The organism is Nostoc sp. CMAA1605 (assembly GCF_021596505.1).
Classification (GTDB): Bacteria; Cyanobacteriota; Cyanobacteriia; order Cyanobacteriales; family Nostocaceae; genus Trichormus.
On record NZ_PJIZ01000042.1, the window covers coordinates 1 to 12,682 of the forward strand.

Consider the following 12,682-nt stretch of genomic DNA (forward strand, 5'->3'; position numbering starts at 1 on the left):
TTTCGCCTAACCAAGAACTCTTCCCGCTAACTGCCAAAGTTAATAGTGCAGGTTGCTTGGCTATCGGTGGGTGTGATGTCACAACCCTAGTACAGCAGTTTGGCTCACCTTTGTATATTTTAGATGAAGAAACTCTCAGAACCGCCTGCCAACAATATCGAGATAGCTTTAAAAAATATTATCAAGGCGAATCTCAGGTACTCTATGCTTCTAAAGCCTGGAATTGTCTGGCTGTAGATGCAATTATCGCCTCTGAAGGTTTAGGAATTGACGTAGTTTCTGGCGGTGAATTGTATACTGCCCTAACTGCTGGGATTAGTCCTGAGAAAATTTACCTCCACGGTAATAATAAATCTCGCGAAGAACTCAACTTAGCCATTGAATCTGGGGTAACAATCGTTGTCGATAACTGGTACGAGTTACATACCCTCGTGGATATCTTGTCCAGCACTTCTCTACCACCAGTGCGGATTATGCTGCGCTTGACACCAGGGATTGAATGTCATACCCATGAGTACATTCGTACCGGACACCTAGATAGCAAGTTTGGTTTTGATCCCAACGATTTAGACGAGGTGTTTAAATTTGTCAGTCAGCAATCAAATTTAAACTGTGTGGTGTACACGCTCATATTGGTTCGCAAATCTTGAACGGCAACCCCATCAAGACTTAGCGGCTGTCATGGTGCAATGGTTGAGGGATGCAGCTAAATACGGTTTGAATGTCACCGAATTAAACGTGGGTGGCGGTTTAGGTATTAAATATGTAGAATCGGATGATCCACCAAGCATTGAAGAATGGGTGAAGGCGATTTGTGATGTCGTACAAGCAGCCTGTGCGGTGGAAAATCTACCTTTACCAAAATTATTATCTGAACCAGGGCGATCGCTAATTGCTAGTGCCTGTGTGACAGCTTACACCATCGGTTCATCTAAAACCATACCGGAAATTCGTACTTATCTTGCCATAGATGGCGGTATGTCCGACAATCCGCGTCCCATTACCTACCAGTCAGTTTATCGTACAGTCGTTGCCAACAAAATGTCTGCGCCTCTCACAGAAACAGTTACCATTGCTGGTAAACACTGTGAATCAGGAGATATCTTAATTAAAAATGCCCAACTGCCCAAAACCGAACCAGGGGATACACTGGTAGTTATGGCAACTGGTGCTTACAATTACAGTATGGCATCCAACTATAACCGCTTACCCAGACCGGCAGCAGTTCTAGTGGCAAATGGCGAAGCAAACTTAATTTTGCAACGCGAAACTTATCAAGATTTAATTCGACAAGATCGTTTACCGGAAAGATTGAAGAATTAGTCACTAGTCCAAAGTCAATAGTCCAAAGTCCAAAGTTGACTATTGACTATTGACTATTGACTATTGACTAAGAACTAAACGTATAAGAGTTCCAGATGTCATGAAAGATTGGTGGAAGCAATGGCTGGCAAACCTGGGATGGTCTCAGTCCTTGCTGTTGGGGACTCTGGATATTGTATTGGTGCTGGCACTGACTTACATGATCCTCGTAATCATTAGTGAGCGTCGGACACTTTGGATGGTGCGGGGTTTTATCGTTTTAATGCTAGCCTCAGCACTAAGCGGCAGATTTGGTCTACCACTGTTAAATTTTGTGCTAGAAAAATTGGTGATTGGCTGTGCTGTAGCAATGGCAGTTGCTCTCCAGTCAGAATTTCGCCGCTTTCTAGAACAATTAGGACGCGGTGAATTTCGGCAATTGTTCCAACCATCCAATCTGACCATTCCTAAGTCTGATAGTGTAATAGATGAAATTGTGGAAGCGGTCAAAGAACTCTCGAAAAACCGAATCGGAGCTTTACTAATTTTGGAAACAACTGGCCCCATTGATGAAAGGGATTTTTCTGTCCCTGGAGTTAAATTGAACGCCGATGTTTCCAAGGAACTGATACAGACAATTTTTCAACCCAAAACTCTACTGCACGATGGCGCAACATTAATCCGTGGTTCACGGATTGTATCATCGGGTATAATCTTACCGCTTTCGGGACGCACAGCATCGCGCCAGTTGGGTACACGCCACCGGGCAGCAATGGGAATTACTGAGCGAGTCGAAAATTGTATCTGTGTCGTTGTCTCAGAAGAAACGGGTTCTATTTCCCTTGCAGAACGGGGAATTCTAAATAGGCCGCTAACAATTAGGAAGCTCAAAGAGTCTTTAGAGGCTCGATTGTCTCCAACTGTAGATCGGGAAGCAGTCGCTCCTGGTTTGTTCAGCTTGGGTCGTCAGATTGGGAGTAAAGCATTGAAACTGGGTTCACGCTTACTTGGATTACCTTCGACCGCTTCTCAAGATAAAAAATGACAATACAACAACAAACTGAACTATACGAATTACCCCTAGATTTAAAACCAGAACTATTGCCTAAACACGTTGCGGTGATTATGGATGGCAATGGTCGTTGGGCTAAACGTCAAGGTTTACCACGGATTATGGGTCATAAGCGTGGAGTCGATGCCCTGAAGGATTTACTACGCTGTTGTAAAGATTGGGGAATTCAGGCTTTAACAGCCTATGCTTTTTCCACAGAAAACTGGAAAAGACCCCAAGAAGAAGTAGATTTTTTGATGACGCTATTCCAAGGAGTTTTGCGTCAAGAGTTGCGGGAAATGGTCGAGGAAAATGTGCAGATTCAGTTTGTCGGCAACTTAGAGGCTTTACCGCGATCGCTACAAGCAGAAATTTCCCGTTCAATGGAAGAAACCAAAAATAATCGCGGTATCCGCTTTTCTGTAGCGACTAACTACGGTGGACGACAGGAGATTTTACAAGCTTGTCGCGCGATCGCCCAAAAAGTCCAGCAAGGTATCCTCAAGCCTGACGAAATCTCAGAAGAAGTATTTGAGGGTCATTTATATACAGCCGGAATTGCTGACCCCGATTTATTGATTCGCACCAGTGGCGAAATGCGTCTTTCTAATTTCCTCCTTTGGCAAATGGCCTATGGAGAAATTTATATTACTGACACACTCTGGCCAGATTTCGACCGAGCCGAATTTCATCGCGCCCTATGTGCCTATCAACAAAGGGAACGGCGATTTGGGAAAATTTAATTGCAACTTTTAACCCCTGAATCTAGGTGTTGATTCTGTACCTTTTCAGGTGTAAAAAATTTATGCACAATCCTTTCCTGTCCGAGTAAAATTTGCCTCAAAGTCTCTCTCCTCGTAGGAGAGAGATTTAGAGAGAGGTTTTCTATACCGTTTATTCTGTACTGTAGAGAAGCGGGACGAAGTCCATTGCGTTAGCAAAGCGGGGCGGGAGCATCGTTGCGAATTGCAAATTGCGAATTGCGAATTGCGAATTGCGAATTGGTAAAACTATTTTCTTTTAGCAATAACATTCCGTATCCCACTTTTTACCCCAACACTGTCACCTTGATAGCGAGGAATAATATGTATGCTGGCGTGCATAATGTTTTGCCCGGCAGCGCGATTGATATTCATACCCACATTAAAACCATCAGGGGAAAATTCCGCTTTGAGCATTTCTTGTACCTTATTCACCATTAACCAACAAGCAGATTGTTCTGAAAAAGGTAGCTCAAAATAATTACTAACATGACGTTTGGGAATCACTAAAACGTGACCTTTACTGATGGGATAGCCATCAAAAATTGCATAGGCTGTGGCTGATTCAGTTAAGAGAGTGAGATGTCTGCCAGGATTACAAAATATGCAGTAATTAGGAGAATTTCTTTGATAATTATAATGAATGTATTCATATATTTCTCGCATTTCATCTAAATGAATAGAATTAAATGGGAGTTTAACAATACATTGATATGTCGGTTTTTTATGAACATAATGTTCTCGAAAACCTTCTTTTTTGATATCTCTCCTCACTGCATAATAAGCTTTACCCCCTGGTTTTAATAAATGGGATATTTCCATGAGTACCTGAGTTTGTTCTTCAGGAGATAAAACATTTAAGACATAGAAGCAAATTATAGTGTTGAATTTATCGTGAGGATATTGGGGGTAATAATAAGGGTCGTAGCCAGTGATATCGCAGCCTTTTTGTTGTAATAACTTCACATCATTACCCAAGCCACAACCAAAGTCTAAGATTTTGCCATTGAGTAGATTTTGATTGTATAAAAACTGTGCCGGAAATGAGAGATAATTCCTATCAATGGCTGTGAGATGACTGTATTGATTCTTTTGCTGCTTCATGCAATTTGCGATCGCACAGTGATTCCATAACTTAATTATTCACTGATGACATTAGGCGATCGCATCAGGGTCAACACCTAGCTCACGCAACTTAGCAGCCAATTTCTCTGCACGTTGTTTTTCCTGTTCAGCACGTTGGCGTTCTTGTTCAGCTTTTTCACTGCTCCACAACAAGAGATTTCCTTCCCCATCCCACCACCGTAGCCAATTCATAGTTTGGCAAAGTCTCTCACCATACCAAATTCCCAGAAATAACTCCAACTCAGGAATCCAAAAACGTCCGTTAGTATCCGGTGGTTGTAAAACATATTTGCCATCCTGCAAACACCGGACTTCTAAAATTGGTTCGTAGGGGTCGTATGTGACGTAGGTAGGAACTTGCAGAATTCTTTCGTAAAAATAGAGCTTACCGTAAGGCGGAGTCGAACGAATTGATAACTCTCCATTTTCCGTATCTGAGAGAAATTCCATCACCACAGATACAGCTGCACCTTCTAAATTTTGTGTGTAACTTCGACGAATCATATCCGTAGCGACAGGTTGGACTTGTGGGACATAAAACCAATCAGGTGCTTTCACCACAATTTTTTTATTCACTGTCGCAACCAGCCCAAAATTCGAGCCAATGAGCATTTCGGGTTGAATACGTCCGCTAGCTCCTAAAGCGTCAGTGAGTGCGGCTGCAAGTGGTGGTTGCTGAATATTTTCCACAGGGTCATCAGGTAAAATGAAATCCCCAGGAAGTGCTTCCCAGGTGATATCTACTTCTTTTTGGGTAGGACTGATTTGTAAAACCATACATATATTCTCAATAAATGAGACAGGGGAGCAGCAGAAAATAGTAATTACTCACGACTATGGCGAATGGGGAAAGTAAGAGACAAAGAAAAGAGTAACTTATTGCCCAATGCCCAATGCCCAATGCCCCATTCCCCATTCCCATTTAATTATTATGGAAACTTTCTCTCACGCACTTCTGTAGCGTAATCTTTTACCGCTTGGGTGATTGTCTCCCGCAAATTTGTATAGACTTTGGCAAATGGCGGTTGTTTTTCTGATAATCCCAGTACATCTGAGGTAACTAAAACTTGACCATCACAGTGCGAACCTGCACCAATACCAATAGTGGGAATGCTCAATTTTTGTGTAATCTGCATTGCCAAATCGGCAGGTATATGCTCCAAAACGATCGCAAATACACCTGCTTGTTCGAGAGCGATCGCTTCGTTTAAAATTTTCTCGGCTGTCTCTTCAGTTTTCCCCTGTTGTCGCAAACCCAACTGATGCACAGACTGCGGTGTCAAACCCACATGACCCATCACCGGAATTCCCGCCTGTATTAACCTCGCTACAGTTTCCACCATTGCAGGATAACCACCTTCTAATTTAACGGCTTGCGCTCCTGTTTCCTTTAATACCCGTCCAGCAGAATGGATAGCTTGCTGAATACTTTCTTGATAAGTCAAAAACGGTAAATCTACCACCACCAAAGCCCGTTTGACACCGCGACGCACAGCTTTAGCATGGTGCAGCGTTTCCTCTAGAGTAATAGGCAGCGTATTTTTATACCCCAAAATCGCTGCCATCGAGTCCCCCACCAGGATTAAGTCTACACCAGCCGCATCAAGAATATGAGCGATCGCGCAATCCCATGCAGTCAACGCGACAATTGCGCGTCCCTGTTGTTTAAATTGAATTAATTGCTGGGTAGTAATTGCCATTTTCGTCAATCGGAAATTGGGAATTGGGAATCGGAAATTGGGAATCGGGAATCGGGAATCGGGAATCGGGAATCGGGAATTGAGATATAGGAGAATCATTTTACCCCAATGCCCAATGCCCAATGCCCCATGCCCCATGCCCAATTCCCAATTCCCATTTTTTCATTTCACAGCACGGCTGAAAGCTAGATGAGGTTTGGCACTTTCCATTTTGGGCATTAACCAAGCTAAACCTTCACTTGTACCAATCCATAATTTACTTGCAACGTCAGGGACAACTGTCAGAACTCGACTTGAAGGTAGTCCCGCAACTTCATCCAACACTGCGCCTGTATTTGGATTCAATCGTAACAAACCATCGTTAGTCCCTACCCACACACTACCATCTTTTGCAAAACGAACTGCGGTGACATTCTTGCCCCGCAAGCGCGCCACCGAACGCAATACTATTCCAGTTTTGGGATTAATCACTAATAAATTATTAGGCATTCCCGCCCAAATCAAACCTTCTGGACTAATAGCTAAAGTTTGTACTGTCGTCCCAGGTAAATCGTTGATGCGCTTCATAATCAACCCACTGGCGGTATTGACTCGCACGACACCATCCAGAGTCCCCACCCACAGTTGACCTTCAGCATCTAAAGTCAAAGCATTCGCACTCACACCAGGTAAATTTTTCACTGTGGTCATAATTAAGCCTTGGTCGGGACTAATTAACGCTAAACCATTGTCAGTTCCCGTCCACAGATAACCACGCTTATCAACCAGCAGTGATAACACCCGCTTAGAAGGCAACAATAAATTTTGGGTGCTAATTTCATTAGTGCGCGGTTCTACCCGTAAAAGTCCTTCATAAGTTCCTACCCATAACCTTCCGACTTTATCCTGTGCTAAAGCACCAATGGCAGTATTTGGGAGACTAACACGCCCCAAAATTTTACCGGTTTTGGGGTCAATGCGTGATAATCCTCGCCAAGAACCCACCCAAAGATTACCTGAAAAATCTGCGAGTAAATTATTCACACGATAATCAGTTTCCACTGCCCGTTCTTGCAAGTCTCGTTCATCAGGTAGAGGTGCTACTCGTGGCGGCGGTGCTGAAGGGGGATAAGTCGGGGCTAACTCCGAAGCATCAACTGGAGGAGTAGTTTGCGCCTTAGCTGAAATATTCGGCACAACCATCAACCCCAGCAATATAGAAGTCATCAGTAAACTAGTACGTTTGTGAAGTAATACCACGGTGAAATTTCCTTTGGAGACAATACCTGTAGCCATTACCTAGACTGGCTAACAATTGATCTCAGTTTCCCGCAGTTAGTAGTTTTTAAACATTAGGGGTGGGATTGGGGACTGGGGACTGGGGACTGGGGATTGGGGATTGGGGACTAGGGATTGGGAAACTAGGGAAGCAGGGGGAGAAAAGCGATAACTAATGACTATTCACTCATCACCAGCTAAACGCCGCACTACCGCTAACAGCACTCATTACTCAGCACTACCGCTAACAGCACTCATTACTCAGCACTCAATCACTTCGCCAAAGTGCTTATAACTAAAGAGTTATTTTGTAAAGGCTTTGAAACAAAATGTTTAAATATTTATTTAATAACAAATTTAAATATATAAGTTAAAAACTTTCAAAGATTAACTTATGCCATTTCTTGATATATTGTGAGACAAGTTACAAATTCGTGGTGTGCAACTTTTTGTCTCGCGCTCATCACTCCACTAGGTACTCCGTCAAGTCAGACTCTCTCCTGTTGATTATTTCTGGTAAATCAGGAAGACATCAGGAAAGTATGGGCGGAAACTTGTGAACAACAACCCGATTACCTAAATACACAGGGATTTTGGGAAATAACTCATACTTTCACCCTAGCGCGAAGGTAGCAATGAGATAAAGCACTGTAGTGGAGTGAGAAAAACAGATAAAAGAGAATTTTTAAATGTTGGCATGAGGGATAAAGCACAACCGTGAAGTTATGCAATCCCCACGAGGGAAGACGGGTGAAGAGATTTACCCGTTGTCACTAGCAGAAAATCGCTACCCTCAACCAAAGAAAACTCTAAAAAAAGTTATTCCTGTTTTTCTCCTTGCTGATGGAGAGATAGGGCGATCGCGAGAAAAAACTGCCCACAATGTGATTTGATAAGTAAAAAGAGTGACATCTTGGAAGGATAGATATGTCTTACGCTCAAACGAAGACTCAGTCAAAAGCTGGGTATAAAGCCGGGGTTCAAGATTACAGACTAACTTATTACACACCTGATTACACACCTAAAGATACGGATATCTTAGCGGCATTCCGTGTTACACCCCAGCCTGGAGTTCCCTTTGAAGAAGCAGCTGCGGCTGTAGCGGCTGAGTCTTCTACTGGTACTTGGACAACCGTATGGACAGACTTATTAACCGATCTAGATCGCTACAAAGGTCGTTGCTACGATATCGAACCAGTTCCTGGCGAAGACAACCAGTTTATTGCCTACATTGCCTATCCTTTGGATCTCTTTGAAGAAGGCTCCATCACCAACGTTTTAACCTCAATTGTAGGTAACGTATTTGGTTTTAAAGCTTTGCGGGCATTGCGTCTGGAAGACATTCGCTTCCCAGTTGCTTACATCAAGACATTCCAAGGCCCTCCCCACGGTATTCAAGTTGAGCGTGACAAATTAAACAAATATGGTCGTCCTTTGTTGGGTTGTACCATCAAACCAAAATTAGGTCTATCTGCTAAAAACTACGGTCGTGCAGTATACGAATGTTTACGCGGCGGTTTGGACTTCACCAAAGACGACGAAAACATCAACTCTGCACCTTTCCAAAGATGGCGCGATCGCTTCTTGTTCGTAGCTGATGCTATCCACAAGTCTCAAGCAGAAACCGGCGAAATCAAAGGTCACTACCTCAACGTTACCGCGCCTACCTGCGAAGAAATGTTGAAGCGGGCTGAGTACGCTAAAGAACTCAATATGCCCATCATCATGCACGACTACCTCACAGCAGGTTTCACAGCTAACACTACCTTGGCGCGTTGGTGTCGTGACAACGGTTTATTGCTGCACATCCACCGCGCGATGCACGCTGTAATCGACCGTCAAAAGAACCACGGTATTCACTTCCGTGTATTGGCTAAAGCTCTACGTTTATCTGGTGGTGATCACATCCACACCGGTACCGTAGTAGGTAAATTAGAAGGTGAACGTGGTATCACAATGGGCTTCGTTGACCTGTTGCGTGAAAACTACGTTGAGCAAGACAAATCTCGCGGTATCTACTTTACCCAAGATTGGGCTTCTCTACCTGGTGTAATGGCAGTAGCTTCTGGTGGTATCCACGTATGGCATATGCCCGCACTAGTAGAAATCTTCGGTGACGACTCCGTACTGCAATTCGGTGGTGGTACACTCGGACACCCCTGGGGTAATGCTCCTGGTGCAACCGCAAACCGCGTAGCTCTAGAAGCTTGTATCCAAGCTCGTAACGAAGGCCGTAACTTGGCACGCGAAGGTAACGACGTGATTCGTGAAGCTGCTAAGTGGTCTCCTGAATTGGCTGCTGCTTGCGAACTGTGGAAAGAAATCAAGTTCGAGTTTGAGGCAATGGATACCGTCTGATCATCAAGTAAAAGGTAAAAAGTTAAAAGGTAAGCCACTGCTGAGGTGAGAGTTTCCCACATCAGCAAGCGGCTCATACCAAAGGGTAAAAGAAAATTTTCATTCCTTCTTTTTACTTTTTACTTTTGACTTTTTACTTAAACTTGGGCTGGGTCAAGCATGAATCTCAAGCAAATTGCGAAGGACACAGCCAAGACTCTCCAAAGCTACCTGACTTATCAGGCACTAAGGACAGTTCTGGCACAGCTAGGCGAAACGAATCCTCCTTTAGCACATTGGTTACAAAACTTTTCTGCCGGAAAAGTTCAAGATGGAGAAAAATACATCGAAGAACTTTTACAAGCAAAGCCAGATTTGGCACTGCGAATTATGACAGTCAGAGAACATATAGCCGAAGAAGTTGCTGATTTTCTCCCCGAAATGATTCGTACCGGTATTCAGCAAGCCAATATGGAACAACGTCGCCAGCATTTAGAACGCATTACGCAGCTGAGTTTATCCAACCCCAGTCCCGAATCAGAACAGCCAAGATTTTCCGATCCTGACCGGGATAACTTAGCCAGTTAGGAAATCTCTCAGTCGTCACCAAATAGTAAACAGTTATTACTTAGCCATGCAAACCTTACCAAAAGAACGTCGTTACGAGACCCTTTCTTACTTACCTCCCCTCACCGACGCTCAAATTGAAAAGCAAGTTCAGTACATCCTGAACCAAGGTTACATCCCCGCAATTGAATTCAACGAGACTTCCGAACCTACAGAATTCTACTGGACAATGTGGAAGCTCCCCTTGTTCAACGCCCAAACCACCCGCGAAGTATTAGGCGAAGTTCAAGCTTGCCGTTCTCAGTATCCTAGTAACTACATCCGTGTTGTAGGTTTTGACAACATCAAGCAGTGCCAAATCCTCAGCTTCATCGTTCACAAACCCAGCAGATACTAAAAGCTGACTTGGTTTAAATAATTTATTCGAGAGGGGTAAATGACTTTACCTCTCTTTTGTTGTTTTATGAGTTTTTATGAGTGAAGCAAAAGTAATTCTCAATACATCATCACCCCGTAACCGTCAGAGTTTAGCCGCAGATTTATTCCATGCAGGACTTATCCCAGGAATGACGGTAATAGTTCATTCATCCTTAAGTTCACTAGGATGGGTTTGCGGCGGTTCAGTCGCAGTAGTTCAGGCCTTGATGGATGTCATCACACCAAACGGAAACTTAGTAATGCCTACCCATTCCGGTGATTTGTCTGACCCGGCTGCATGGCAAGAACCGCCAGTTCCTCCAGAGTGGTGGTCTATCATTCGTGACACTATGCCAGCTTTTGATCCTCAAATTACCCCAACACGAGGTATGGGTCAAATAGTGGAAACCTTCCGTACTTGTCAAAATGTGCTGCGAAGTTCTCACCCACAGGTTTCCTTTGCTGCCTGGGGAAAAGACGCTGAAAAGATCATTGCAAATCACTCTCTTGACTACTCCCTGGGAGAAAATTCACCCTTAGCTCATCTATATAATTTGAACGCTTGGGTACTTTTATTGGGAGTAGGATACGATAATTGCACAAGTTTTCATTTAGCTGAGTACCGAATTGGTCAATTAGAAAAAGTGACAAAAGGCGCGCCTATCATCGCCGCAGGAGAGCGAATTTGGCAATGGTTCACAGATATTGATATTGATAATAGTTGTTTTGCTGAAATAGGTGCAGCTTTTGAAAACACAGGTCAAGTGAAAAGCTCCACTGTTGGTTCGGCCACAACAAAATTTTTTAATGTGCGAAATGCAGTTGATTTTGCTGTTAATTGGTTTCAAGATCATCCTAGAGATTAATATTAATAATTAGAGGTTAGGTGAACGATAAATATAAATCACAAATCAGAATTTGCTTTCTAGGAGAATCTTTTGTCAACGGCACAGGCGACCCAGAATACCTGGGCTGGACAGGAAGAATCTGCGTAAATGCTCATAAAAAAGGTTATGACATCACTTACTATAATTTAGGTGTCAGGCGAGAAACGAGTACAGAATTAAGACAGAGATGGTTAAAAGAAGCCTCCTATCGTTTACCACAAGAATATGACGGTAGAGTTGTATTTTCTTTTGGTGTTAATGATACAAGCATGGAGAATGGTAAAACTCGTGTCGATATTACACAATCATTGGCAAATATCCATAGTATTTTAAGTGAAGCGAAAAATTTATATCCTGTTTTAATGGTTAGCCCTCCGCCGTGTGGAGATGATGAACAAAATCAGAGAATTGCTGATTTAGCTCAGGAATTTGCTTTAGTTTGCCATGAATTAAATGTTCCTTATCTCGATGTTTTTTCAAGATTAAAACAGTCGAAAGTTTGGCTAGAAGAAGCCAGAAATTATGATGGCGCACATCCGAGAAGCGCAGGTTATACAGAATTTGCCCAACTTGTTGATAATTGGGATGCTTGGCAAAATTGGCTGAGATAAAAATTGCCTATACTAGATGCAGCAACACTCCTGTGAGGAATCTGCTAATGACATCATCTGTAGAAAAAGGCTGTGAGCAAAGTGTAAAAATTCCTCTCCTAGAAAGCGGGGACAGACTCACACGTCATGAATTTGAGCATCGATACACGGCTAGTTTAAATTCTCCAGCACATCAAAATTTGATACAACAGCTATCACAATTGTCTTAATTGATTAAATTAGAAAATATTCATCCCAATTTCACTATAGGCAGAAATTATGACACAAATTACTTTAGCTGAAGCATCTCAGAATTTATCAGAGTTAATTGATGCAGCACTCGGTGGTGAAGAAATTATCATCGTTAAAGATAATCAACCTGTTGTAAAATTAACTCCTGTATTGCTGATAAAACGCCGTCTTGGATTCGGTAGTGCTAAGGGAATAGTCACAATATCTGATGATTTCGATGAACCATTAGAAGATTTTCGGGAGTATATGGAATGAGGCAGCTATTGGACACCCATACTTTGATTTGGTTTATTACGGGTGATCCGAGAATACGTGAGACTGTGCGATCGCAAATTGAAAACAATCAGAATTGTTTGAGTATTGTCAGTATTTGGGAAATAGCAATCAAACACAGCATCGGTAAACTTAACTTGAATTTAGTTAAATAAACATTAGA

General features: G+C 42.9%; 15 protein-coding genes and 1 pseudogene. 12 read left to right on the top strand and 4 right to left on the bottom strand.

Features of this window, described 5'->3' with window-relative positions; translation table 11 throughout:
* From lysA to CV014_RS15485, 3 genes and pseudogenes are all read left to right on the top strand, one after another.
* Positions 1-1,323: pseudogene (lysA, locus tag CV014_RS15475) on the top strand (diaminopimelate decarboxylase); the annotation flags it as partial.
* A 100-nt stretch (positions 1,324-1,423) separates the two neighbouring features.
* Positions 1,424-2,347 carry a diadenylate cyclase CdaA gene (cdaA, locus tag CV014_RS15480; RefSeq protein ID WP_103139352.1) on the top strand — a complete coding sequence of 308 codons (924 nt, stop codon included), beginning with the start codon at positions 1,424-1,426 and terminating at the stop codon, positions 2,345-2,347.
* On the top strand, positions 2,344-3,096 hold the full coding sequence (locus tag CV014_RS15485) for an isoprenyl transferase (protein WP_236142847.1): 753 nt from the start codon (positions 2,344-2,346) through the stop codon (positions 3,094-3,096). Before cdaA ends, CV014_RS15485 begins: the two co-directional genes overlap by 4 nt.
* A gap of 267 nt (positions 3,097-3,363) precedes the next feature.
* On the opposite strand, the gene CV014_RS15490 is transcribed toward CV014_RS15485, so the two are convergent.
* The 4 genes from CV014_RS15490 to CV014_RS15505 form a co-directional block, all read right to left on the bottom strand.
* Positions 3,364-4,218 carry an HIT family protein gene (locus CV014_RS15490; protein ID WP_236142848.1) on the bottom strand — a complete coding sequence of 285 codons (855 nt, stop codon included), beginning with the start codon at positions 4,216-4,218 and terminating at the stop codon, positions 3,364-3,366.
* Between the two features lie 51 nt (positions 4,219-4,269).
* A complete protein-coding gene (locus CV014_RS15495; protein ID WP_236142849.1) occupies positions 4,270-5,016 on the bottom strand; it encodes a Uma2 family endonuclease in 747 nt (248 codons plus the stop codon).
* Positions 5,017-5,168: 152 nt separating this feature from the next.
* Complete coding sequence (panB, locus tag CV014_RS15500; protein WP_236142887.1) at positions 5,169-5,939, bottom strand: 3-methyl-2-oxobutanoate hydroxymethyltransferase; 771 nt, start codon at positions 5,937-5,939, stop codon at positions 5,169-5,171.
* Positions 5,940-6,101: 162 nt separating this feature from the next.
* The gene (locus CV014_RS15505; protein ID WP_236142850.1) at positions 6,102-7,214 is read right to left on the bottom strand and encodes a ligand-binding sensor domain-containing protein; all 1,113 of its coding nucleotides are present in this window, start codon (positions 7,212-7,214) and stop codon (positions 6,102-6,104) included.
* 707 nt (positions 7,215-7,921) lie between these two features.
* On the opposite strand from CV014_RS15505, the gene CV014_RS15510 reads away from it, so the two are divergent.
* The 9 genes from CV014_RS15510 to CV014_RS15550 all read left to right on the top strand — a co-directional run bounded on the left by CV014_RS15510 (position 7,922) and on the right by CV014_RS15550 (position 12,674).
* Positions 7,922-8,089 (top strand): hypothetical protein, encoded by a 168-nt coding sequence (locus tag CV014_RS15510; protein ID WP_236142851.1) that lies wholly within the window; start codon positions 7,922-7,924, stop codon positions 8,087-8,089.
* Positions 8,090-8,123: 34 nt separating this feature from the next.
* A complete protein-coding gene (locus CV014_RS15515; RefSeq protein ID WP_236142852.1) occupies positions 8,124-9,554 on the top strand; it encodes a form I ribulose bisphosphate carboxylase large subunit in 1,431 nt (476 codons plus the stop codon).
* Positions 9,555-9,713: 159 nt separating this feature from the next.
* Positions 9,714-10,121 carry a RuBisCO chaperone RbcX gene (gene rcbX, locus CV014_RS15520; protein ID WP_236142853.1) on the top strand — a complete coding sequence of 136 codons (408 nt, stop codon included), beginning with the start codon at positions 9,714-9,716 and terminating at the stop codon, positions 10,119-10,121.
* Between the two features lie 46 nt (positions 10,122-10,167).
* Positions 10,168-10,497: a ribulose bisphosphate carboxylase small subunit gene (locus CV014_RS15525; protein ID WP_236142854.1), complete on the top strand. Its 330-nt coding sequence runs from the start codon at positions 10,168-10,170 to the stop codon at positions 10,495-10,497.
* A 76-nt stretch (positions 10,498-10,573) separates the two neighbouring features.
* On the top strand, positions 10,574-11,383 hold the full coding sequence (locus tag CV014_RS15530; protein WP_236142855.1) for an aminoglycoside N(3)-acetyltransferase: 810 nt from the start codon (positions 10,574-10,576) through the stop codon (positions 11,381-11,383).
* 20 nt (positions 11,384-11,403) lie between these two features.
* Positions 11,404-12,015 (top strand): GDSL-type esterase/lipase family protein, encoded by a 612-nt coding sequence (locus tag CV014_RS15535; RefSeq protein WP_236142856.1) that lies wholly within the window; start codon positions 11,404-11,406, stop codon positions 12,013-12,015.
* A gap of 47 nt (positions 12,016-12,062) precedes the next feature.
* Complete coding sequence (locus CV014_RS15540; protein WP_236142857.1) at positions 12,063-12,224, top strand: hypothetical protein; 162 nt, start codon at positions 12,063-12,065, stop codon at positions 12,222-12,224.
* Positions 12,225-12,273: 49 nt separating this feature from the next.
* A complete protein-coding gene (locus CV014_RS15545) occupies positions 12,274-12,501 on the top strand; it encodes a type II toxin-antitoxin system Phd/YefM family antitoxin (protein ID WP_236142858.1) in 228 nt (75 codons plus the stop codon).
* Positions 12,498-12,674, top strand: coding sequence for a type II toxin-antitoxin system VapC family toxin (locus tag CV014_RS15550; RefSeq protein WP_236142859.1), 177 nt, complete (start codon positions 12,498-12,500; stop codon positions 12,672-12,674). The genes CV014_RS15545 and CV014_RS15550 overlap by 4 nt, the downstream gene beginning before the upstream one ends.
* Positions 12,675-12,682: the final 8 nt, after the last annotated feature.